The organism is Streptomyces sp. NBC_00846 (assembly GCF_045207325.1).
GTDB lineage: Bacteria > Actinomycetota > Actinomycetes > Streptomycetales > Streptomycetaceae > Streptomyces.
The window spans coordinates 3,185,051-3,205,755 of record NZ_CP108846.1 but is presented as its reverse complement, the minus strand read 5'-3'; the positions used below and the strand labels follow the sequence as shown (position 1 = coordinate 3,205,755).

At 70.2% G+C, this 20,705-nt stretch carries 20 protein-coding genes and 2 pseudogenes; 8 read left to right on the top strand and 14 right to left on the bottom strand.

Annotated features, from left to right (window positions below; all coding sequences use genetic code 11):
- Window positions 1-127: 127 nt before the first annotated feature.
- The 3 genes from OG936_RS14755 to OG936_RS14745 all read right to left on the bottom strand — a co-directional run bounded on the left by OG936_RS14755 (window position 128) and on the right by OG936_RS14745 (window position 3,684).
- Window positions 128-1,552 (bottom strand): DUF2637 domain-containing protein, encoded by a 1,425-nt coding sequence (locus OG936_RS14755; protein ID WP_406495157.1) that lies wholly within the window; start codon window positions 1,550-1,552, stop codon window positions 128-130.
- A gap of 250 nt (window positions 1,553-1,802) precedes the next feature.
- Complete coding sequence (locus OG936_RS14750; RefSeq protein ID WP_406495155.1) at window positions 1,803-2,600, bottom strand: DUF3558 family protein; 798 nt, start codon at window positions 2,598-2,600, stop codon at window positions 1,803-1,805.
- Between the two features lie 211 nt (window positions 2,601-2,811).
- Window positions 2,812-3,684: a DUF3558 domain-containing protein gene (locus tag OG936_RS14745; RefSeq protein WP_406495153.1), complete on the bottom strand. Its 873-nt coding sequence runs from the start codon at window positions 3,682-3,684 to the stop codon at window positions 2,812-2,814.
- A 170-nt stretch (window positions 3,685-3,854) separates the two neighbouring features.
- Here OG936_RS14745 and OG936_RS14740 point away from each other — a divergent pair, with 170 nt between their 5' ends.
- Window positions 3,855-5,048, top strand: coding sequence for an RtcB family protein (locus OG936_RS14740; RefSeq protein ID WP_406495151.1), 1,194 nt, complete (start codon window positions 3,855-3,857; stop codon window positions 5,046-5,048).
- Between the two features lie 104 nt (window positions 5,049-5,152).
- Here OG936_RS14740 and OG936_RS14735 read toward each other — a convergent pair whose 3' ends face one another.
- Window positions 5,153-5,911 (bottom strand): SDR family NAD(P)-dependent oxidoreductase, encoded by a 759-nt coding sequence (locus tag OG936_RS14735; RefSeq protein WP_266746887.1) that lies wholly within the window; start codon window positions 5,909-5,911, stop codon window positions 5,153-5,155.
- Window positions 5,912-5,965: 54 nt separating this feature from the next.
- On the bottom strand, window positions 5,966-6,301 hold the full coding sequence (locus tag OG936_RS14730) for a YnfA family protein (protein ID WP_266746886.1): 336 nt from the start codon (window positions 6,299-6,301) through the stop codon (window positions 5,966-5,968).
- Between the two features lie 321 nt (window positions 6,302-6,622).
- On the opposite strand from OG936_RS14730, the gene OG936_RS14725 reads away from it, so the two are divergent.
- The gene (locus OG936_RS14725; protein ID WP_406495148.1) at window positions 6,623-6,997 is read left to right on the top strand and encodes a hypothetical protein; all 375 of its coding nucleotides are present in this window, start codon (window positions 6,623-6,625) and stop codon (window positions 6,995-6,997) included.
- 64 nt (window positions 6,998-7,061) lie between these two features.
- Here OG936_RS14725 and OG936_RS14720 read toward each other — a convergent pair whose 3' ends face one another.
- A complete protein-coding gene (locus OG936_RS14720) occupies window positions 7,062-8,519 on the bottom strand; it encodes an FAD-dependent monooxygenase (RefSeq protein WP_406495146.1) in 1,458 nt (485 codons plus the stop codon).
- Between the two features lie 134 nt (window positions 8,520-8,653).
- Between OG936_RS14720 and OG936_RS14715 the strand changes: the two genes are divergently transcribed.
- Window positions 8,654-9,229: a TetR/AcrR family transcriptional regulator gene (locus OG936_RS14715; protein WP_266746883.1), complete on the top strand. Its 576-nt coding sequence runs from the start codon at window positions 8,654-8,656 to the stop codon at window positions 9,227-9,229.
- Between the two features lie 223 nt (window positions 9,230-9,452).
- Here the strand turns inward: OG936_RS14715 and OG936_RS14710 are convergent, their stop codons facing one another.
- On the bottom strand, window positions 9,453-10,193 hold the full coding sequence (locus tag OG936_RS14710) for a Mut7-C RNAse domain-containing protein (protein WP_406495144.1): 741 nt from the start codon (window positions 10,191-10,193) through the stop codon (window positions 9,453-9,455).
- Window positions 10,194-10,261: 68 nt separating this feature from the next.
- On the opposite strand from OG936_RS14710, the gene OG936_RS14705 reads away from it, so the two are divergent.
- The gene (locus tag OG936_RS14705) at window positions 10,262-10,699 is read left to right on the top strand and encodes a GNAT family N-acetyltransferase (protein ID WP_406495142.1); all 438 of its coding nucleotides are present in this window, start codon (window positions 10,262-10,264) and stop codon (window positions 10,697-10,699) included.
- A gap of 2 nt (window positions 10,700-10,701) precedes the next feature.
- Here the strand turns inward: OG936_RS14705 and OG936_RS14700 are convergent, their stop codons facing one another.
- Together OG936_RS14700 and OG936_RS14695 are read right to left on the bottom strand one after the other, a co-directional pair.
- Window positions 10,702-11,238, bottom strand: coding sequence for a GNAT family N-acetyltransferase (locus OG936_RS14700; RefSeq protein WP_406495140.1), 537 nt, complete (start codon window positions 11,236-11,238; stop codon window positions 10,702-10,704).
- Window positions 11,239-11,277: 39 nt separating this feature from the next.
- On the bottom strand, window positions 11,278-12,111 hold the full coding sequence (locus OG936_RS14695) for a DUF6597 domain-containing transcriptional factor (RefSeq protein ID WP_406500455.1): 834 nt from the start codon (window positions 12,109-12,111) through the stop codon (window positions 11,278-11,280).
- Between the two features lie 90 nt (window positions 12,112-12,201).
- On the opposite strand from OG936_RS14695, the gene OG936_RS14690 reads away from it, so the two are divergent.
- A complete protein-coding gene (locus OG936_RS14690; protein ID WP_383759605.1) occupies window positions 12,202-12,774 on the top strand; it encodes a TIGR03086 family metal-binding protein in 573 nt (190 codons plus the stop codon).
- On the opposite strand, the pseudogene OG936_RS14685 reads toward OG936_RS14690, so the two are convergent.
- From OG936_RS14685 to OG936_RS14675, 3 genes and pseudogenes are all read right to left on the bottom strand, one after another.
- Window positions 12,733-13,134, bottom strand: a pseudogene (locus OG936_RS14685) (hypothetical protein); the annotation flags it as partial. The gene OG936_RS14690 and the pseudogene OG936_RS14685 overlap by 42 nt on opposite strands.
- Window positions 13,131-14,039, bottom strand: a complete 909-nt coding sequence (locus OG936_RS14680) for a universal stress protein (RefSeq protein WP_406495138.1) — start codon at window positions 14,037-14,039, stop codon at window positions 13,131-13,133. The gene OG936_RS14680 and the pseudogene OG936_RS14685, both read right to left, overlap by 4 nt.
- Before the next feature lie 65 nt (window positions 14,040-14,104).
- Window positions 14,105-14,344, bottom strand: coding sequence for a hypothetical protein (locus OG936_RS14675; RefSeq protein WP_406495136.1), 240 nt, complete (start codon window positions 14,342-14,344; stop codon window positions 14,105-14,107).
- A 372-nt stretch (window positions 14,345-14,716) separates the two neighbouring features.
- Here OG936_RS14675 and OG936_RS14670 point away from each other — a divergent pair, with 372 nt between their 5' ends.
- Together OG936_RS14670 and OG936_RS14665 are read left to right on the top strand one after the other, a co-directional pair.
- A complete protein-coding gene (locus OG936_RS14670) occupies window positions 14,717-15,478 on the top strand; it encodes an HAD family hydrolase (protein ID WP_406495134.1) in 762 nt (253 codons plus the stop codon).
- Window positions 15,478-18,231 carry a glycoside hydrolase family 65 protein gene (locus OG936_RS14665; protein WP_406495132.1) on the top strand — a complete coding sequence of 918 codons (2,754 nt, stop codon included), beginning with the start codon at window positions 15,478-15,480 and terminating at the stop codon, window positions 18,229-18,231. The genes OG936_RS14670 and OG936_RS14665 overlap by 1 nt, the downstream gene beginning before the upstream one ends.
- Here the strand turns inward: OG936_RS14665 and OG936_RS14660 are convergent.
- Window positions 18,218-18,859, bottom strand: a pseudogene (locus OG936_RS14660) (TetR/AcrR family transcriptional regulator); the annotation flags it as partial. The gene OG936_RS14665 and the pseudogene OG936_RS14660 overlap by 14 nt on opposite strands.
- A 124-nt stretch (window positions 18,860-18,983) precedes the next feature.
- Here OG936_RS14660 and OG936_RS14655 point away from each other — a divergent pair.
- On the top strand, window positions 18,984-19,544 hold the full coding sequence (locus OG936_RS14655) for an NAD(P)H-dependent oxidoreductase (protein WP_406495130.1): 561 nt from the start codon (window positions 18,984-18,986) through the stop codon (window positions 19,542-19,544).
- 306 nt (window positions 19,545-19,850) lie between these two features.
- Here OG936_RS14655 and OG936_RS14650 read toward each other — a convergent pair whose 3' ends face one another.
- Window positions 19,851-20,441: a hypothetical protein gene (locus OG936_RS14650; protein ID WP_406495128.1), complete on the bottom strand. Its 591-nt coding sequence runs from the start codon at window positions 20,439-20,441 to the stop codon at window positions 19,851-19,853.
- Between the last annotated feature and the right edge of the window lie 264 nt (window positions 20,442-20,705).

Sequence of the window (20,705 nt, the reverse complement as noted above, 5' to 3'; positions counted from 1 at the left end):
TAGTCAGCACAGAGGGCCGTCACCCGTTGATTCGGGTGACGGCCCTCTGCCGCTGTCGGTTCCGTCGCGTGTTCGTCGCGTCCGCGCTGGTTCCGGCTTTGAACGCCGGCACGGGCGGGGCGGGGTCCTACGCGATGTGGTTCTCCGCCATCTCGGTGTCGAAGCGCTGCTTGAATCCCGGCAGAAGGCGGCGGAGCAGGGCCGCGCTGCGGGGATGGCGGACGTTGTGGCCGTCGGAGAGGTGTATGTCGAGGACCTCCGCGCTCGGGTAGTCCTGGTGCGATTTCGTGTACGCGGTGAACACCTCGTACGCGATCTTGCCGAACTCGACTTCGGCCTCGGCCCACTCGGACGGGTCGGGCTCCTGCTGCTGCACGTGCCGGGGTTCCGGCTCCGGCTCTTCGGGCTGGGGCTGCGGCTGGGGCTGCGATTCCTGGTGTTCCGCGGTGCGGGGGCCCGGGACGGCGCCGATGGTGCCCACGTTGCCCAGGGGGCGGGTGCGGCCGCCGGCGCCCGACGGGACCATGATCGGGGTCGGCTCCAGGCCCTCGACGTACGTCGGGTTGTACGCACCCTCGTACGCGTCGTCCGGGACATGGGCCGCCGCGAACCAGGGGCTCTCGTGCGAGCCGGGCCCCTCCTGCTGCCACTCCTCGGAAGCGGGGGCCGGCTCGGAGGGATGGGCCGGCTCGGAGGGGTGGGCGTGCTGCTGCTGTTGCTGTTGCGGGTGCTGCTGGGATTGCTGTTCCGGGTGCTGCTGCTGGGATTGCTGCTTCGGGTGGGGCTCTGCGTACGGCAGTTCCGGGAACTCGTCCGGTCCGGACGAGGTCAGGGCCGGCGCCGGGGCGGGGGGTAGCAGGGCTGGTTCGATGCCTGCGGCGGCGAGGCCGGACGGGCCGGTGTCGGCCAGTGGGACGCCGTACTTCGCCAGGCGTAGCGGCATCAGGGATTCGATGGGTGCTTTGCGGCGCCAGTTGCGGCCGAAGCGGGCTTGGAGGCGGGCCTGGTAGATGAGCCGGTCCTGTTCGAGTTTGATGACCTGTTCGTAGGACCGGAGTTCCCAGAGTTTCATGCGCCGCCAGAGCTTGAATGTCGGTACGGGGGAGAGCAGCCAGCGGGTGAGCCGTACGCCTTCCATGTGTTTGTCGGCGGTGATGTCGGCGATCCGGCCCACGGCGTGCCGGGCGGCCTCGACGGAGACGACGAACAGCACGGGGATGACCGCGTGCATGCCGACGCCGAGCGGGTCGGGCCAGGCTGCGGCGCCGTTGAAGGCGATCGTCGCTGCGGTCAGCAGCCAGGCCGTCTGGCGCAGCAGCGGGAAGGGGATGCGCATCCAGGTCAGCAGCAGGTCCAGGGCGAGCAGGACACAGATGCCCGCGTCGATGCCGATCGGGAAGACCAGCGAGAAGTTCCCGAAGCCCTTCTGCAGCGCGAGCTCGCGCACCGCCGCGTACGAGCCCGCGAAACCGATCGCGGCGATGAGTACCGCACCGGCGACCACGAGCCCGATGAGTATTCGGTGGGTGCGTGTCAGCTGCATCGCGGCCACCCGCGTTCCCCTCCCCGTTTCCCGTATCCGACGCCCTGCGCTGATGCTCTGCTTCGACGTCCTGCTTCGACTTCCGGCGGGCACAGCCTGGCACATGAGGGCGCGGCGTGTTGCGCGGGGAGGGGCGAGGCCCGGTACTCGGGGGAGGACCGGGCCTCGTAACGGGCTTGGTGAGGGGCTTCGTAAAACTGCTTCTGGGCAGGGGTGTTGAGGGGCGTCCCGAGGGGCCTGCCGCGCCCTGCCGCGTCGGCTAGCTCGTCTTGGCGGACTTGCTGGGCTCGGCGGATTTGCCCGGTGCGTCCGGCTTCGTGTCGGCGGCGGCGGGGGTGGCGACCGAGGCGACCGAGGCGACCGCCTCCTTGGCCGCCTTCTCGGCGCCCTTCAGGATGTCGTCGTCGGACGGGGTCTTCGCGCCCGCGTAACCCGCGCCGTTGTAGGTGAGGGTGACGACGACGTTCTCCGTACGGGCCACGATCGTTGCGTACTTGAAGTCCTCACTCGTCTTGGTGAGGTCGTACGTGATCTTGGTGGCCTGCTCGCCGATGCCGCTGACGGGCCCCTCGGCGACCTTCTTCGCACCCTCGGCCGCCTTGGCCTTGGCTACCTGCTTCGCGTAGTCCTGCTGCGCCCGCTCGGCGCCGCTTCCCAGGGCCTGGTCCGAGTCGAAGCGGGTGAAGCCGACGTCGAGCCAGCGGTACTGGGAACCGTGCACGCCCTTGTCGGCAAGGCCGTTCCAGGAGCAGCCGGCGCGGTACGACATGTCGCTGGAGTTGGCGGCCGTGCCGCTCTTGGACTTCGCATAGGGGACCAGGGAGGTGACCGTCTTCTTGGCGATCGACTTGCACGGGTCGGGCAGCGCGGCGAACTTGGCGGGCGCGACGCTCGCTTCCGACTTCTTTGCGCTCGGTTCCGCGGACGACGAGGACGAAGCCGACGAGTCCTTCTTGTCCTTGCCGCCGGAGTCCGACGAGCAGCCGGCGACGACGAGCATCACCGGAACGGCGGCGCAGGCGAGTATGCGGGAGAGTCGCGGGGCTGAACGGTGCATGGTTCCTTCACTCGGGTGGCGCGGCGGTCGGGCTGCCAGGTGGTCGGCGGACGTTCCGGGAGGGGCCGGGGGTGTTTTGGGTGGTGTCCCGGTTGGTGTGTTCCGGTTGGTGTTCCGGAGGGCCACGGTACGACGGACAGCGATCGGGTGCCGCCTCGGCCGGGTGCTCGGCGGGCGGGGACGGTGCCGGTCCGGGGCGCCCCGGGCGGGGCTATTCGCTGAACTTCTCGACCAGCTTCCGGGCCAGGGACTGGGCCTTCTCCTGCAGTTCCTTGCTGTCGGGGACCACCGTGGAGACGGTCGGCTGCTCGGTGTACTGGATGGTCACGATGACGTTCGATGTGCGGAATACCACGCTCACCGTGCGGTTCTGTGTGGTGGAACCAGCCCGGGTGAGCAGATCGTCCAGAAATGCACTGTCCCCGATGTCGTCGAGGGCGCGCGGGGCGAGGTTCTCGTCGGAACTTCCGGAGCTGCCGGAACTGTCAGCCGTAATGGCGTCGGTGTTTGCGCTGTTGTTCCTGTCGGCGCTGTCGCCTCCGGGATCGTCCGCGTTCTTGTCCTTGGAGGCGGAGGCGGAGGCGGAGGCGGAGGGCGTCTGCTTCTTCGTGCTGCCGGGCGTGGCGGCGTCGGTGGCGGCATCGGTGTTCGCGTCCGCCGACAGGCCGACGGCGGCCTCCTTCTTCCCGTACACCTCGCGAGCCCGGTCGTCATCGCTCACCGAGGGGTCGTAGGACACGACCCGCTCGAAGTCGACGAAGAGGGTGTGCGAGGAGTCGGAGGCCTCGGACTTCCAGCGGCAGCCGACGCGGCGGTCGGTGTCGTAGGTGACGGTGGCCGTGCCGTCGTACACCTTCTTCTGCTGGTCCTCGGTCAGATCGGCGGCGCCCGGAAGCAGGTCCTTCAGGGCGGACGACGCAACGGCGCGACAAGGATCGAGGAGGGTGCGGTACTTGCCCGGAGCGGCGGCCGCGACGGTTGCCTCGCCGGGCTTGCTGTCGGGGGCGGAGCCACCCGTTCCGGTGCTGGCACTGCAGCCGACGACAAGCGCTGCCAATAGCGCGGTGCCGGGTACGTACGCCATTCGTCGCACGGTCCTGGGCTCCCTTCGTGCGAAAAACGGTTGCCGCTCGATGGCGACCGGTGGACACAATGTGTATCGCACGCGCCGCTGTGATTGCCGGTCGGCCGACATATTTGTCGATCTTGGCACCGGTTTTGCGCTTTCAGGCTTTTCGGGGGAATCGAGGAAGTATGTCGTATGTAGAGGTGCCGGGCGCGAAGGTTCCGATCCGCATGTGGGCCGACCCGGCTTCGGTCGAGGACGTTGCGATGCGGCAGTTGCACAATGTGGCCACCCTGCCCTGGATCAAGGGACTCGCCGTCATGCCGGACGTCCACTTCGGCAAGGGCGCGACGGTCGGTTCGGTGATCGCGATGCGCGGAGCGGTGTGTCCGGCGGCGGTCGGCGTGGACATCGGCTGCGGGATGTCCGCGGTGAAGTCGTCCCTGACGGCCAACGACCTGCCGGGTGACCTGTCCCGGCTGCGGTCGAGGATCGAGCAGGCCATTCCGGTGGGTCGCGGCATGCATGACGACGCCGTGGACCCGGACCGGGTGTACGGCCTCTCGTCGAAGGGGTGGGACGACTTCTGGGGAGAGTTCGACGGGGTGGCCGACGCGGTCAAATTCCGTCGGGAACGAGCCACGAAGCAGATGGGAACGCTCGGATCGGGAAACCATTTCATCGAGTTCTGCCTCGACGAGTCGGGTTCCGTCTGGCTGATGCTGCACTCCGGATCGCGGAACATCGGCAAGGAACTGGCCGACTTCCACATCGGGCAGGCGCAGAAGCTGCCGCACAACCAGAACCTGATCGACCGTGACCTGGCCGTGTTCATCGCTGACACCCCGCCGATGGCGGACTACCGGAACGACCTGTTCTGGGCTCAGGAGTACGCGAAGCGCAACCGCGCGATCATGATGGGGCTCCTGAAGGAAGTCGTCCGCAAGGAATTCAGGAAGGCCAAGGTCACCTTCGAGCCGGAGATCAGCTGTCACCACAACTACGTCAGTGAAGAGCACTACGAGGGCATGGACCTGCTGGTCACCCGGAAGGGTGCGATCCGTGCCGGGGCCGGTGAGTACGGAATCATCCCGGGCTCGATGGGCACCGGCTCGTACATTGTGAAGGGACTCGGGAACGAGAAGTCCTTCAACTCGGCCTCGCACGGCGCCGGCCGGAAGATGAGCCGGAACGCGGCGAAGCGGCGCTTCACGGCGCGGGACCTGGAGGATCAGACGCGGGGCGTGGAGTGCCGTAAGGACTCCGGCGTCGTGGATGAGATTCCGGCCGCGTACAAGCCGATCGAGCAGGTCATCGAGCAGCAGCGGGACCTGGTGGAGGTCGTCGCCAAGCTCAAGCAGGTGGTGTGCGTGAAGGGCTGAGGCCCCTTACGCATGAGAAACGAGGGCCCCGGGCGTGGATTGCGCGTCCGGGGCTCGCTTGTGTCCGGGCCCGTCCGGCTGCTCCGTTCGGGGTCCCGGAGGGCTCAGGCGGTGCGGTGGACCTTGGTGTTGGAGGCCTGGGCGCGGGGGCGGACCACCAGGAGGTCGATGTTGACGTGGCTGGGGCGGGTGATGGCCCAGGTGATGGTGTCGGCCACGTCGTCGGCGGTGAGGGGGGCCTCGACGCCCGCGTAGACCTTTGCCGCCTTCTCGGTGTCGCCGCGGAAACGGGTGGTGGCGAACTCCTCCGTCTTGACCATGCCGGGGGCCACCTCGATGACGCGGACCGGGGTGCCGACGATCTCCAGTCGGAGCGTCTCGGCCAGGACGTGTTCGCCGTGCTTGGCGGCCACGTAGCCGCCACCGCCCTCGTACGTGGAGAGGCCCGCGGTGGAGGAGAGGATTACGATCGTGCCGTCGCCGCCCTCGGTGAGCGCGGGCAGCAGGGCCTGGGTGACGTTGAGCGTGCCGATGACGTTCGTCTCGTACATCTGGCGCCAGTCGGCGGGGTCGCCGGTGGCGACGGGGTCGGCGCCGAGCGCGCCGCCCGCGTTGTTGACGAGGACGGCGAGGGTGCGGAACGCCGTGGCGAACTCGTCCACGGCGTCGCGGTCGGTGACATCCAGGGCGTAGGCCGTTGCCTGGTGGCCCGCCTGGTTGATCTCGGCGGCGAGTGCCTCGATGCGGTCCTTGCGGCGGGCGGTCAGGACCACGCGGTAGCCGGCGGACGCCAGCCGGCGGGCGGTCGCGGCGCCGATGCCGCTGCTCGCTCCGGTGATGACGGCGATCGGGGTGGCGGCCATGGCGGACTCCTCGGACAGCAGATCGGTACGGGGTCAGGATAGGCAGGCCTGCGGTCAGTGGTTGCGGGGGGCGTACATGATGACGGCCATGCCGGCCAGGCAGATCAGCGCGCCGATCACGTCCCAGCGGTCGGGGCGGTAGCCGTCGGCGACGACGCCCCAGGCGATCGAGCCCGCGACGAAGACACCGCCGTACGCGGCGAGGATGCGGCCGAACTCGCCGTCCGGCTGGAGCGTGGCGACAAGACCGTAGACGCCGAGTGCGATGACGCCGGCGCCGATCCAGATCCAGCCCCGGTGTTCACGTATGCCCTGCCAGACGAGCCAGGCGCCGCCGATCTCGAAAAGCGCGGCGACGACGAACAGGGCTACGGAGCGGGCGACGACCATGGACTCAGCGTGTCATGGGAGGGGAGGGAGCCGGGGCCAGGGGGCGAGGCCCCGGGAGACCGAGGAGGAGTCGTGGGCGAGGCGCGGGGGAAGGCGCGCCGAACTGGTGGGTAAATATGGATGATTCAGGGCGATCTGTATCTTCGGGGCATGGTAGTGACACGTAGAGGTGCGCCTGCGGAGTCTGCTGCGGCCGCAGCGGCGGTAGCTGTGGCTATGGCTGTGGTTGTGGTGCTCGGGATGGGTGGCGCGGCTGCGGCTGGGGCTGGGAATGGGAATCGGGCGGGGGCGGCGGCCGGGGGGATCTCGCCCGAGGCGGACGTGTCGCACCACGGGCATGTCTCGCTGTGGGGTTCGGGGCTCGGCGTCTGGGTGCAGAGCGTGAACTATGGTCCGTCGAACCTGGCCGATATGACCCTGCGGGTGCGTACATCGGTGATGCTCTTCGGGCGGCAGGAGCTTCCGGAAGGCTGTCTGCAGGCGGACCGGCTGACCGTGCTGTGCCGCACGGGTGCGCTGCGCACGGATGAGACGGAGGGGCGGCAGCTCGCCGTCGAACTGCAGCTTGCGGGGCAGCCGGACGAGGTCGTCGTACGGGTCGACACGCTGTGGAACGGCGGGGCGACCGACCGGAACCCGCAGAACAACGACTACGAGGTACTGGCCCCGGCCACTGGGGACGAGTACGTGTTCTGACCGTCGGCGGCCCGCGATGCCGGCACGACGGGCGCTGTGGATGCTGCGGGTGCGAGGTGGGTGTTCATAGCGTGAGCGCGGTCTGCAGGGCCGCCTGGTCGGCGTGGTCGCTCGCCCAGGCGATGTAGCCGTCGGGGCGGACGAGCAGCGAGGTGGTGCGGTCGCTCCTCCAGTGGGCGTGCACCAAGGGGATGGGCGATGCCGGAGTGGTGGCGTCGGCGGGGGTGACGAGGACGAACGTGCCGTCGCGCAGGAGTTGGTGGAGGCGGCCCTCCCGCAGGCTCAGATCCGGGGCGCGCTTCGCGGTGAGGGGGTGGGCGCCGCGCGGGGCCGCGTAGGCGATCGAGATGCCCGAGACCTGGCCGATCGCCTTGTCGGCGGCGGGCCGGATCGTGGACAGCACGGTGGCGGCGAGCGCTCGGACCGTCCGCTGCAGCGGCGTGCGGGCCATGGCGAGGCGGATGAGTGCGCCACTGGAGCGGAGCACCATTGCGCCGACCGGGTGCCGTTCGGCGTGATAGCTGTCGAGCAGCGTCTCCGGGGCGGTCGTCTGTCCGCGCAGAACGGCGGCGAGCTTCCAGGAGAGGTTGGCGGCGTCCTGGAGGCCGGTGTTCATGCCCTGCCCGCCTGCGGGGGAGTGGACGTGGGCGGCATCCCCGGCGAGGAAGACCCGGCCGGTGCGGTAGGCGGGCACCTGACGTTCGTCGCTGTGGAAGCGGGAGATCCAGCGCGCGTCGTGCATGCCGTAGTCGGCGCCGAAGGCGCGGCGGGTGATCTCGCACAGTTCATCGAGGTCGACGGGATCGGTGTCGGCGGCCTGGTGGGCGCGGCTCCAGCCCATCACGCGGTACCAGCCGTCGCCGAAGGGGGCGATGAAGGCGAAGGCGTCCCCCACTCCGTTGACCGTCAGGAGGTCCGGGGGTTCCTCGGCGAGCCGGACGTCGGCGAGGACGATCGACTGGATCACGGACTCTCCGGGGAAGGGGAGACCGAGCGCCTGACGCACTCGGCTGCGCACGCCGTCGGTACCGACGAGGTAGCGGGCCCTGAGCGTGGTCACGCTGCCGTCCGCCTGGCGCAGTTCGGCGGTCACGGTGTCCGATGAGGCGTCCTGATGGAGCGCGGTCAGTTCCGTGCCGTAACGGAGATGGGCGCCCGTGGTGCGGGCGCGGCGCTCCAGCAGGTGCTCCACCTCGTACTGCGGGGTGATCAGCACGAAGGGGAAGCGGGTGTGCAGCCGGGAGAGGTCGAGCGAGAGCTTGCCGAAGAAGCGGAAGGCGGAGAGAGGGGTGCCCGTCTTGATGAGCTCGTCGGCCACGCCGCGGGTGTCGAGCAGTTCGAGCGTACGGGCGTGTACGGCGAAGGCGCGGGTCATGTTGCTGGTCTCGTGCGGGCGGCGCTCCGCGAGTGCGACCGAGAGACCTTGGGCAGCGAGGTCGCCCGCGAGCAGCAGGCCGGTGGGGCCCGCGCCCACGACGAGGACGTCGACGGTGTCGGGTGTGGTGCGCGGGGTGGTGGTCATGTCTGCCTCCTGGGCCCGTTCGTCAGCTGGCACCTTCGTGCAATTCGCGCCAACAACCGTTGGTCAACGCTTGTTGGCCACGGTAACTCTGCCGTGACTGGCGTGTCAACGCTTGTTGGCCTACAGTTGTTGGCATGGAGACGAAGCCCGCTACCGCCAACCGCCGCTCGGACGCCACGAAGGCCGCGATTCTCGAAGCCGCGCGCGAGCGGTTCGCCGCCGACGGGTACGAGCGCGCCACGATCCGGGCCATCGCCCGTGACGCGAACATCGACCCGTCGATGGTCATGCGCTACTACGGCAACAAGGAGGGCCTGTTCGCCGCCGCGTCCGTGATCGACCTGCGGATGCCCGAGCTGGGCGCGATACCGGGCAAACACATAGGCGCCGCCCTCGTCGCGCACTTCCTGGACCGATGGGAGGGCGACGACGTGCTCACGGGCCTGCTCAGGGTCGGTGTCACCAACGACGCCGGAGCCGAGCGGATGAAGGCGGTCTTGGCCGAACAACTCGGTCCGATAGCGGTCGGCGTCTGCCCGGACCCGGCTGCCGCCCCGCGCCGTGCGGCTCTCGTCGCCTCGCAGATCCTGGGGATGGCGCTCGCACGCTACGTCCTGCGGATCGAACCCGCCGTCTCGATGCCGCGCGAGGAAGTGATCGCCTGGCTCGCGCCCACCGTTCAGCGCTACCTGACCGCTGAGCGGCCGTAGAGCGGCCGTAGAGCAACGGGTCGGCCGACAGTGACCGCCTCGTGCACCCTCTGCGTGCCGCGGAAATCCCGGGGGCACCGCAGTGTGCGGCGCGGTGTGGGGCGGCTGCCGCGCTGAGCGCTCCGCAGGCCGCGGCGTTGCGGGAGGGTAGCCCGTCAGTATTCGAACCCTGGGGCTCCTGGGGTTCGTAGGGTTCCAGGGGTTTGTGGGGGTTCCTCGGCTCTCAGGGCTGCGGGGGAGTGGACGCGAAGTCGTGGAGCGCCTTCTTGACGATCGCGTCCAGGTGGGTGTGGTGGGCGCCCCGCCAGTAGACCCGGTCGCACTCCGTGCATTGCGCGAAGACGTCGTACGAGCGCCGGGTTCCGTGTTCCAGCCTGCCGCTGACGGAATCCTTGTCGGCAGCCTTCAGCGGGCCGTTGCAGGCGGTGCATCTGGTCCAGGGGGCCAGATGCGGGGTGAACCGTTCCAGCACGTCCCGCAATTGGTCCTCCGGCCGGTCGCTGTAGACATACGCCCCGGCCCAGATCTCCCGCCGGTGCAGCAGCCCGCGGTCGCGGGAGAGCAGTACGCGGCGCTCGTCCGCGGACCGGGCGGCCAGTGCGGCATCGCCGATGTCCTCGCTCTCGTACGCCGCGTCGACACCCAGCAGCCGAAGCCGCCGGGCGAGCGTGCCGAGGTGGACGTCGAGCAGGAACCTCAGAGGTGCGCCCGGGACGCGCTGGGGGCGTTCCACGGCGCGCACCTCGACCACTTCGCCCGCCCTCGGGATGTGGGAGACGGATACGGGCCGGCCGTCGACCAGGAGCTGCCCGGCCTCGGTGAGCGGGATGCCGAGCGACTCCACGACATGGCCGAGGGTGGACGCGCCGTCGGTGGTCACGTTCGAGCGCCCCCGGCGGCGTTCATGGGCGACGAAGAGTCGCAGCTCGGGGGCGACTTCGAGGTGGATCTGCGGTCCGTTCACCCCGTCAGGATGTCATCGGGTGGGGTGCGTCGGCGAGGGCTTTCTCCTCGCGTGCCTACAGTTCCCGCATGAAGATCCTCGACCTCGAACCCGGTGATGCCCGACTGGCCGCCGACCTGCTTCCCGTACTGCGTGAACTCCGCCCGCACCTCACCGAGGATCTCTTCGGGGAGGTGTACGAGCAGGGGCACCCGCAGGGGCTGCGGTTCAGCGCCGCCTATGACGACGAGGGCGCCTGCGTGGGCGCGGCCGGCTGGCGCGTCGTCCACAACACCAGCCGGATCCGGATGCTGTACGTCGACGATCTGGTGACCGCCGAAGGGTCTCGTTCCACCGGTGTCGGCCGCCGGCTCCTCAGACACGTCGAAGGGCGGGCCAGGGCGGCCGGTTGCCTGCACCTCAATCTGGACTCGGGCACGCAGCGCACCGACGCCCACCGTTTCTATCTGCGGGAGCGGCTGAACATCGGCGCGTTCAATTTCGACAAGGCCCTCGACCTGGACTGAGGTCAGCCCTCCTCGTCCGGGGTGAGGTCCAGCCGCCAGTTGTTCGTCAGCAGCGCATGGCCGGGTGGGTACTCGAAGTCGCACGCGCCGATCAGGGTGAAGCCCGCCTTGCGGCACACCGCGTTCGACGCGCCGTTGTCGACCGACGGATAGGCGTGCAGATAGCGGTGCCTGTGCTCGGCGCGGGCCTGCTCGGCCACGGCTGTCGTGGCGGCCGTCGCGATGCCCAGGCCCTGGTGTCCGGGGAGGACGGCCCAGCCCGTCTCGTACACCTTCCGGCCCTGCCAGGTCCGCTCCCAGAAGCCGATCGTGCCCACGGCCTCGTCCCCGCCGGCCAGGGCGATGCGGAACATCCTGCCCCGGCCCGTGCGGTCCGCGCTCATCTCCACATAGCGCTCGTGACGCGCTATGAGCAGTTCCTCCGACTCGGGTCCGCCCAGATGGTCCATCAACTCCCTTGCGTTGGCACGGCGGAGCAGTTCCAGGTCGGTCTCCGACCAGGGCTCGATCCGTACGGAAGATGAAGCGGTGCGTTCCATGTCAAAACTGTAGAACGGGGCACTGACAGCGGGGCAGGGTCAGTGTGGGGCGAACCCTGTCGGGGGGACGCCGACCGTTGCCGTGAAGTCCCTGACCAGGTGGGCCTGGTCGCTGTAGCCGAGTTCCGCCGCGAGTGCCGCCCAGTCCACCTCCGGATCCGATGCGGCCCGCTCCAGCGCCTCATGGATGCGGTAGCGGAGGATGACCCACTTGGGGCCGACTCCGACATACGTGGCGAAGAGCCGCTGGAGCGAGCGCGACGACAGCCCCTCGACGCGGGCGAGTTCGTCGACGCGGCGCACCGTGCGGTCCGTACGGACCAGGTCGACCAGCGACATCGCACGCTCGGCCTGCGGATCCGGTTCCGGGCCGAGCGCCAGCAGGTACGCGTCGAGCGCCGCCACCCGCACCTCCTCGTCCACCGGGTCCAGCACGTCCGACGGCGGGGCGGGCGGAGAGAACACCTCGTCCGCGGGAAGCCGCCGCCCCGTCCACGCGGAGACCGGCCGGTCCGGTGCGAACGGGCGGAATCCGCCGGGCCGGAACTGCACCCCGCAGACCCGTCCCCGCCCCTCCAGCTTCTGCGTGAAGAGCTCCAGGCCGATGCCCGAGATCTCGGCCGACCCGGCGCCGTGGTGGTCCTCACCGGTCCGGGGCCCGCCCCCGGTCCCGTACCGCTGGAAGACCAGGTTCACAGACGGGTGCGGCACCAGATGGGAGACGTAGGGCTCCGGCAGATCCCAGTCGATGAGCCAGTAGTGCTCCAGGTACGGCCGCAGCCCGGGGGCGGGTTCGCGGCGGCGGAAGCGTACCTGCGCGAAGAGTTCGGGGGCGCCGACAATGCCCCGGCTGTCACGTCGCGGACTTGGCATGGCCGCGATCCTACGGTGGGCACGGAACTCAGTGGGAGCGATGTCGCGTTTCTTCAAGCGCCCGGCCGTCCCGGCGTGCAGAGTCGAAGGATGGAGAAAATCAGCGAGCTGCTGGAAACGGCCGCCGGACGGGCCGTTCCCGTGCTGGCCGGCATAGACGACAACAGGCTGGGGGACCCCACGCCGTGCGCGGAGTACGACGTACGGGCCCTGATCAACCACCTCTTCCAAGTGGTCGTCAACTTTCAGGCCCTGGCGGCCAGGAAGGAGGCCGACTTCGGTGCGGTGCCGGACGTCGTCACGGGGGACTGGCGGGCGCGTTTCGGTGAGGAGACGGCCAAGCTGGTGGCGGCCTGGGCCGTGCCCGGGGCCGACGAGGGCACCGCGGGGGCCATGGGGCTCCCGGCCAGGACTGTCGGGAACATGGTGCTGGGCGATCTGACCGTTCACGCGTGGGACCTTGCGCGGGCCACCGGCCAGGAGTTCGTGCCGGACGAGTCCGTGTTGAACGAGATCGGTCCGGGGCTGGCCGCGATGGCGCCGATGGCCCGGGAGGCGAAGGTGTTCGGCGACCCGTACCCCGTACCGCAAGGGGCCGGCCCCTTCGAGCAGGTGCTGGCGCTGACCGGCCGGGACCCGGGCTGGCGTCCGTCCGGCGCGTGATACCGGAATCGGGGCGCGGATCGGGCGGACGGCCTCGACGCCCTGGCCTGCCGGGTCTTCGAGCTGCCAGTCCAGGTAGCGCTTGGCGGGAAAGACCGGGCAGGTGTCGCCGCAGCCCATGGTGATGGAGACGTCCGGCTCGCGGACCGCGTCGACCGTGAGGATCTTCGGGATCTCGGCCGAGATGTCGATGCCGACCTCGCGCATCGCCTCGACGGCGGCCGGGTTCACGGCGTCGCCGGGATCCGATCCCGCCGAGCGGACCTCGAAGCGGTCCGAGCTCGTCGCCCCGGCTGCCGAGAGCTCCTCGCCCCCACGGGCTGGACGGCGCCCGACGGTGCTGCGGAACCTTCCGCTCAGTCCATATCGGGCCCGGGCTCGGGGCGGTGGTAGGCGTCGGGGACGACGGCGACCGGGCAGGGCGCGTAGTGCAACATCGCGTGGTTCACCTGGCCCAGGTGGGTGCCGTGCCATCCGCTGGGCCGCCGCGCGCCGACGACCAGCAGTTCCGCACCCTTGGCGGCTTCGATCAATTCCTGGTGGACCGGCCCCTGCACCACCGACCTGTGGACGGTGACGTCCGGGGCACCGGTCCGGTCCAGCCGCGCCAGTACCTCTTCGAGGTGCTCCTCGGCCTGCCGGTGGTGCGCGGAGGCCGGGGAACCCGAGATGAGCGGATGGACCACCGCGTGGTGGGCGGGGCGGCGCCAGGCCCGTACAGCGACCAGTTCGCCGTGGCGCGAAGCGGCCTGGGCGAGGGCGAAGACGGTGGCCGCCGACGGTTCCGCGGCATCGCTGATCCCGACGACGACGCGGCCGGACTGCGGCGGGGTGTCCGGTGTCCTCGCCGGGATCACCACGACCGGGCAGTGGGACCGGCCGGAGAGCGCGAGACTGACGGAGCCCAGGAGCATCCCGGCGATCCTCCCGCGGCCGCGGGAGCCGAGGACGACCATGGCCGCCTCGTGGCTCTCCCTGACGAGTGCGGCCACCGGGTCCTCGGGTTCTACGGAGGCCGTCACGGCCACCTCGGGCCCGAGCCGCTGGGCGCGTTCACGGGCGGTGGCGACGAGATGCTCGGCGAGGACCTCTTCGGTGGGACGCTCGCCGTCGGAGTCGGGGTGCATGCCCTCGTAGCGTTCCCACAGCGAGGCGTGGACGACGCGCAGGGGGTGCTGCGAGCGGGCCGCTTCCGCCGCCGCCCAGTCCAGGGCGCGGAGACTGCCCTCTGATCCGTCCACTCCGACGACTACGGGGAGCCGCATCGCTCCCACCGCCTTCCGTACGGATGTCTCTACGGTTCTTCGATTCTGCTTCTACGGTTCGGCTTCTACGGTTCGATGGTCAGTATCCGGTCCAGCGGGCGGCGCGGCGTGCGTGGTCCTCCGGGGCCGTACCCCAGGTGGACGATCATCTGGGCCTGTCCCGTGCCGAAGACCGGATCGCGCAGCAGCCAGCCATCGCAGGTCCGGCCATTCGACGGGCTGGGTCGAGAACGCGGTGACACCTGGTGGAGCATGGCGGTGAGCAGGACGTGCTCCAGCGCCTGACCGGCGCGCAGCCAGTCCACGGCGTGGTCGGCAGGGTCCGGCCGACGCGCGGGTAGCGGAACTGCCAGGGCTGGGTTGTGCATGGAGGGGCGGCGGTGGCATCGGCTACGAGGCCGCTCATCGTCGTGTCGTCGAGTGGTTGGCTGAGCATCGGGACCCCCGGGAGATCGGGACCGTTCGATGTCCCTCCAGCATGGAACAGATCTTGTTCCGGTGGGTTGGGCCGTTCGTGCCGTCCCGGGCTCCGTACGGCTCCTCGCGCCATGCAAACGCTGGGACCACTGGGACCACTGGTGCGTCGTGACGCCGGGACATCGTACGGAGCCACGCCGTGCCCCTGCGCCGGAACCGTGGTGCCATGAAACAGCGCCCCTGACGAAGGGACCCCGATCGTGGCAGCAGCACTGTCCCCGGCACCGTGCCTGCGCTCCGTGCGGGCCGTGGTCTTCGACACGGACGGAGTGATCACCGACTCCGCCCGGAGTCACGCCGCAGCCTGGAAGAAGGCGTTCGACCCCTGTCTGGCGGCCGTCGAGGGACAGCGGCCTTTCGATCCCGTCGGCGACTACCTGCGCCACGTCGACGGTCGCTCGCGGAGGGACGGCGCGGCCGCGTTCCTGGCGTCGAGGGGGCTCGACCTCCCCGAAGGCAGCCCCGACGACTCGCCCGGAACCGCGACCGTGTGGGCGATCGCGGCCCGCAAGGACGAGCTGTTCACGCAGAGCCTGCGTACCGACCCGGTCGACGTCTGGCCCGGCACGGTCCGTCTCCTCGACGTGCTGCGCGGAGAACGGATGCCGTGCGCCGCCGTATCCGCGTCCCGGCACGCGACGGAACTGCTGTCGCGGGCCGGCCTCATCGACCGGTTCGAGGCCGTGGTCGACGGGAACGAGGCGCAACGGCTGCGGCTGCCGGGGAAGCCGGACCCCGCGCTCTTCGTCGAAGCGGCGAGGCGCCTGCGGGTCCCGGTCCCGGACACGGCCGTGGTGGAGGACGCGCTGGCCGGGGTCGAGGCCGGGCGCCGTGGCGGCTTCGGACTCGTGGTCGGCGTGGACCGTACGGGCGGCCCCACCAGCGCCGCCGAACTGCGCGACCACGGCGCCGACCTCGTGGTGTCCGATCCGGGGGAGCTGCTGACGGTCGGTGACGACTGATGACGCAGGCCTGGACCTGGTCGTACGAGGGGTACGACCCGCAGGAGGAACGGCTGCGGGAGGCGCTGTGCACGCTCGGCAACGGGTACTTCGCCACCCGCGGAGCCGCGTCCGAGACACCCGTGACATCTATGAGGCCTGTGCCACCTGTGCCACCTACGACGCCTGAGACGTCGTCCGAGGCGTGGCCGCACTACCCCGGCACCTATGTGGCGGGCTGCTACAACCGGCTGACCTCCACGGTCCGGGGCCGCCGGGTCGAGAACGAGGACCTGGTCAATCTCCCGAACTGGCTGCCGCTTCACTATCGCATCCACCCTGCCGGTGCCGCCCCGGGACCGTGGCTCACCCCGGACCACGAACACCTCGTGGAACACGGCCAGTCACTCGATCTGCGCGGTGGCACGCTGACCCGCCGATCCGTATACGAGGACGAGGCGGGCCGGCGGCTGTACGTGGAGCAGTGCCGTCTGGTGCACATGGGCGATCCGCATCTCGCCGCCCTGCACACGGTGTTCCGGGCGGAGAGGTGGGCGGGCGTGATCGAGGTGGAGTCCGGGATCGACGGCGGCGTCCGCAACTCCGGCGTCGCGCGGTACCGGGATCTGTCGAACCAGCACCTCACCGGCTGGGTGACCGGCGCGGACGAGGACGGTGTGGTGTCGCTGAAGTGCCGCACGGTGGAGTCGGACATCGGTGTCGCGCTGGCGGCCCGCACGCTGGCGGTGTACGGCGGTGAAACCGGCCCCGACCCCGACATCGGTACCGACTGCGACCGCGACTCCGGCCCCGACCCCGCCCTCGACTCCGACCCCGACTCCGACATCGACTCCGCCCCGGGATCCGATGCCCACCCTCATCCTCGCCCTCACCCCCATCCCCACTCCCGGCAGACGGAGAAGACGGTCTTCCAGCGGCTGGTCCTGCCGCTGGACCCGGACTCCGACTCCACCGCCACCGTCGCCGTCGACAAGACGGTCGCCCTCCACACCACCCGCGACCTCGCGATCGGCAGCCCGCTGCGGGCAGCCGTGGCCGCGGTGCGAAGGGCCCCGGACTTCGCACAGTTGTTGTCCTCGCACCGGCAGGCCTGGGCGGACCTGTGGCGGCAGGTCCGGCTGGACGTCCCGGGCGAGGCGGGACGCGTTCTGCGGCTGCACCTCTTCCACGTACTGCAGACGCTCTCCCCGCACACCGCCGGACTCGACGTCGGCGTACCGGCCAGAGGGCTGCACGGCGAGGCGTACCGCGGCCATGTCTTCTGGGACGAGCTGTTCGTACTGCCGTTCCTGAATCTGCATCTCCCGGAAGTCTCCCGGGGCCTTCTCGACTACCGCTACCGGCGGCTGCCCGCGGCCTGCCGGGCGGCGCGCGAGGCCGGCCGGGCGGGGGCGATGTACCCCTGGCAGAGCGCCGCCAACGGACGCGAGGAGACCCAGGAACTCCATCTCAACCCGCACTCGGGGAGCTGGCTGCCCGACCGCTCCCGGCTGCAGCACCATGTCGGCTCGGCCGTCGCGTACAACGTGTGGCAGTACTGCCAGGCCGCCGGGGACACGGAGTACCTCTACTCCAGGGGGGCGGAGATGCTGTTGCAGATCGCCAGGTTCTGGGCGGACAGCGCCACATGGGACGAGTCCCTGGCCCGGTATCGGATCCGCGGTGTCGTCGGGCCGGACGAGTACCACGACGGCTATCCGGGAACGGAGGCGCCAGGCATCGACGACAACACGTACACGAACGTGACAGCGGCCTGGGTTCTGTCACGTTCGACGGAGCTGTACTGGACCCTGCCCGAGACACGGCGTCGGCGGCTGTGCGACCGGATGCGTCTCGATTCCGCCGAACCGGAACGCTGGGAGGACATCTCCCGCCGGCTGCACGTGCCGTATCACCAGGGCGTCATCAGCCAGTTCGCCGGTTACGGGGAGCTGGAGGAGCTCGACTGGGCGGGGTACCGGAGGCGGTACGGGGACATCCGGCGGCTGGACCGGATCCTGGAGGCGGAGGGCGACACGGCCAACCGCTACCAGGCGTCCAAGCAGGCCGACGTGCTGATGCTCGGCTACCTCTTCTCGCCGGAAGAACTCACGGGTCTCTTCCGGCGGCTCGGGTACTCGCTGGACGAGGACAGCTGGCGCGCCACCGTCGACTACTACCTCGCGCGTACGAGCCACGGCTCCACACTCAGCTCCCTGGTCCATGCATGGGTTCTGGCCCGGGCGCGCCGCGAGGCGGCGTGGAAGTACTGCGTGGAGGCCCTGACCGGGGACGTGGCCGACATCCAGGGCGGCACCACCGAAGAAGGCATCCACCTGGGGGCGATGGCGGGCACCCTCGACTTCGTACAGCGCGGGATGACGGGGCTGGAGACCCGCGACGACGCACTGTGGCTTGCCCCGGCCACGCTGCCGCAGCTCTCGAAATTCGGGATGCGGATCCGGTTCCGCTGCTACTGGGATGTGGACCTGCGTCTGCGTTCCCAGCGGCTCCGGATCGCCGTACCGGACTCGGACGACCCGGCCGTCCGGGTCGTCCTGGGAGGCCACACCCATGTGATCACACCCGGTACGGCCCGCTGGCTCGATCTGCCCCCGACTCGTCACAGCCCTCCACCGCCGGGCCTTCCACCGCCAAGCCCTCCACCACCGGGCCCTTGGCCGCCAGGTCGCGCGAGCCGGCACAGTCCGTCCGGTCAGACGAGTCCGTACAGTCCGCCCGGTCCGGCGGCCGGGGCGCCCCCAGCCGTGTGACCAGGTGGTGCCAGCCTTCCTCCAGGCGCTCCAGGGGTATGCCGCGCTCCTGCGTGAGGTGGTGGACGAGAGCGGTGTCGACGGACGCGAGCAGGGTGTGCGCGAGCAGTTCCGGGTCGCCCGCTACCTGCGCCCCCCGCAGCAGCACCGCGATGTGGCTGAGCCGCAGACGGCTGGCCGGGACGGCGTAGGTGCGCAGCGGGTCGGTCCGGCTGGCCAGGATCAGGGGGTGGTGATCGCGTTCGTGGCGCAGGACGGCGGGCCCGAAGGCGTGCAGCCGTTCCGCCGCGGGGGCGTCGGGGCCCAGGGGCGGCGGACCCGAGAGGAAGGCGGCCTGGAACTGCACCTCCCGGTGGTCCAGGAGCGCGATCAGGAGACCGGCCCGGTCGCCGAAGCGCCGGAAGACGGTGCCCTTGCCGACCCCCGCGGCGGCGGCCACCGACTCCATGGTCAGGTCCGCCGCTCCGCACCGGGTCATCAGCCGGGAGGCCGCGTCCAGCAGGCGGGTGCGATTGCGTGCGGCGTCCGCCCGTAGCTGCGGCGGTTCATCGGTCGGGGCGAGAGGGAGACCCGTCCGTGCCTCGCCGGGGGCGGACGGTCTGAGCGGCGGGGCATCGGGACCGGTCATGGACTCAGGGTAGCGTCCGGAAGGGAAAAGTGGACCGCGGTCCGGTTAAGTGGTACAAATTTCAACGGACCTGCGGTCCGATTGAAGCCGTTTTCGAAGTTTTTTGCCCTTTTGGGAGTTCCTCATGTCTGTACGCGTCCTCGCGCTCGTCGGCAGCCTCCGCGCCGGCTCGCACAACCGTCAGCTCGCCGAAGCCGCCGCCAAGCACGCCCCCGAGGGCGTCGACATCCAGCTGTACGAGGGTCTGGCCGACGTGCCCTTCTACAACGAGGACACCGACATCGAGGGAGGCGTCCCGGCCGCCGCCGCCCAGCTGCGCGAGGCAGCCGGCCGGGCCGACGCCTTCCTGCTGTTCTCGCCCGAGTACAACGGCACCATGCCGGCCGTCCTGAAGAACGCCATCGACTGGCTGTCCCGCCCGTTCGGCGCCGGCGCCATCTCCGGCAAGCCGGTCGCCGTGGTCGGCACCGCCTTCGGTCAGTACGGCGGTGTATGGGCGCAGGACGATGCCCGCAAGTCCGCCGGGATCGCAGGCGGCGTGGTCCTGGAGGACGTCAAGCTGTCCATCCCCGGCTCCGTGACGCGCTTCGCCGAGACTCACCCCGCCGATGACACCGAGGTCGTCACCGCACTCACCGAGGTCATCCGCCAGTTGTCCGGGCAGGCCACGTCCGCCGCTGCCTGACCCCCGCCACGTGCGGCGGCGGCCCGCCGAGGATGCCGAGCCGCCGCCGCACGAAGCCGTACCGCACAGGCGGCATGGGCGAGTCCGACATCACCGGCCGCCCCGTCCGGCCCGATGTACCCGGCCCCCGCACCGATGCACTCCGGCCCGATGTACCCGGCCCCCGCACCGATGCACTCCGGCCCGATGTACCCGGCCCCGCACCGATGCACTCCGGCCCGATGTACCCGGCCCCGCACCGATGCGCTCCGGCCCGATGAGCCTCGTCCTGCCCTGATCCGCCCTGCCCCGCGAGGAACCCCTGATTCAGGGCCACACCAGGCAGTACGCCTGATGCCCCGCGTCGTGCAGACGATGGCTGAAGTCCTGCCACTCGTGCAGCAGTTGGTAGACGTTGAACGCGTCGCGCGGGCCGCCCCGGTCCGGGACCGTGGACCAGATGAAGGCTGCGGCGCCCACCGACTCCTCGCCGACGTCGCGCAGCGGGTCGACGACCGTCATCGGAAGCTTGACCACCGCGTAATCGGGGTGGAGTACGACCAGTTCCAGCGGGGGGACTCTGTGCAGGGGCATGCCCTGGATGCCGGTGAGGACCATCGCCGCCACCGTCTCCGGCTTGATCTTGGTGAACATGCCACCCATGCCCAGTTCGTCGCCCCCGAGCTCTTCGGGGCGCATCGAAATGGGCACGCGTGCCGCAGTGGCCCCGTCGGGGGCACCGAAGTACTTGTAGGTCACCCCCACCCGGCCACCACTCCTGCTTCCGGTTCCGCCACCCTGCGCCCCACCGGCCTGCATGCCCTGTCTGCGCTCTGCCTCACGCCGGTGCCGACCCCGCCGGGAAGGCTCGGGCCCCAGGTCGTCGGTCCCTTCGCCCAATCCGCCACCGCGATGCATATCTCATCCACCCGACTACTACTTAGGAGACACAGCCCCCGCTGCGCAACCCGATCATCGTGTCAGTGACCTCCCCCACGGGCGCGCGGTGAAACACCTGTCCGCAAGACCGTCCGTGGCTCGGACACCATGGCTTGTGTGAGCTTTCCCTATGTCGGTCCAGTTTCGCAGACGTGAGGGGCCGACGCCCGGTCGTCGCACGACGGATGTGTTCGCCGGGCTTTCGGTGGCCGGAATCTTCCGCGCCCGGCCGCGTACGGGCGC

Bases quoted from the DNA above. Each gene is read 5' to 3' on its own strand.
- OG936_RS14715 (WP_266746883.1), top strand. From the start codon at position 8,654: ATGGAGACGAAGCCCGCTACCGCCAACCGCCGCTCGGACGCCACGAAG.
- OG936_RS14705 (WP_406495142.1), top strand. From the start codon at position 10,262: ATGAAGATCCTCGACCTCGAACCCGGTGATGCCCGACTGGCCGCCGAC.
- OG936_RS14700 (WP_406495140.1), bottom strand. From the start codon at position 11,238: ATGGAACGCACCGCTTCATCTTCCGTACGGATCGAGCCCTGGTCGGAG.
- OG936_RS14740 (WP_406495151.1), top strand. From the start codon at position 3,855: ATGTCGTATGTAGAGGTGCCGGGCGCGAAGGTTCCGATCCGCATGTGG.
- OG936_RS14680 (WP_406495138.1), bottom strand. From the start codon at position 14,039: ATGCGGCTCCCCGTAGTCGTCGGAGTGGACGGATCAGAGGGCAGTCTC.
- OG936_RS14750 (WP_406495155.1), bottom strand. From the start codon at position 2,600: ATGCACCGTTCAGCCCCGCGACTCTCCCGCATACTCGCCTGCGCCGCC.
- OG936_RS14695 (WP_406500455.1), bottom strand. From the start codon at position 12,111: ATGCCAAGTCCGCGACGTGACAGCCGGGGCATTGTCGGCGCCCCCGAA.
- OG936_RS14720 (WP_406495146.1), bottom strand. From the start codon at position 8,519: ATGACCACCACCCCGCGCACCACACCCGACACCGTCGACGTCCTCGTC.
- OG936_RS14730 (WP_266746886.1), bottom strand. From the start codon at position 6,301: ATGGTCGTCGCCCGCTCCGTAGCCCTGTTCGTCGTCGCCGCGCTTTTC.
- OG936_RS14745 (WP_406495153.1), bottom strand. From the start codon at position 3,684: ATGGCGTACGTACCCGGCACCGCGCTATTGGCAGCGCTTGTCGTCGGC.
- OG936_RS14655 (WP_406495130.1), top strand. From the start codon at position 18,984: ATGTCTGTACGCGTCCTCGCGCTCGTCGGCAGCCTCCGCGCCGGCTCG.
- OG936_RS14650 (WP_406495128.1), bottom strand. From the start codon at position 20,441: ATGCATCGCGGTGGCGGATTGGGCGAAGGGACCGACGACCTGGGGCCC.
- OG936_RS14665 (WP_406495132.1), top strand. From the start codon at position 15,478: ATGACGCAGGCCTGGACCTGGTCGTACGAGGGGTACGACCCGCAGGAG.
- OG936_RS14735 (WP_266746887.1), bottom strand. From the start codon at position 5,911: ATGGCCGCCACCCCGATCGCCGTCATCACCGGAGCGAGCAGCGGCATC.
- OG936_RS14690 (WP_383759605.1), top strand. From the start codon at position 12,202: ATGGAGAAAATCAGCGAGCTGCTGGAAACGGCCGCCGGACGGGCCGTT.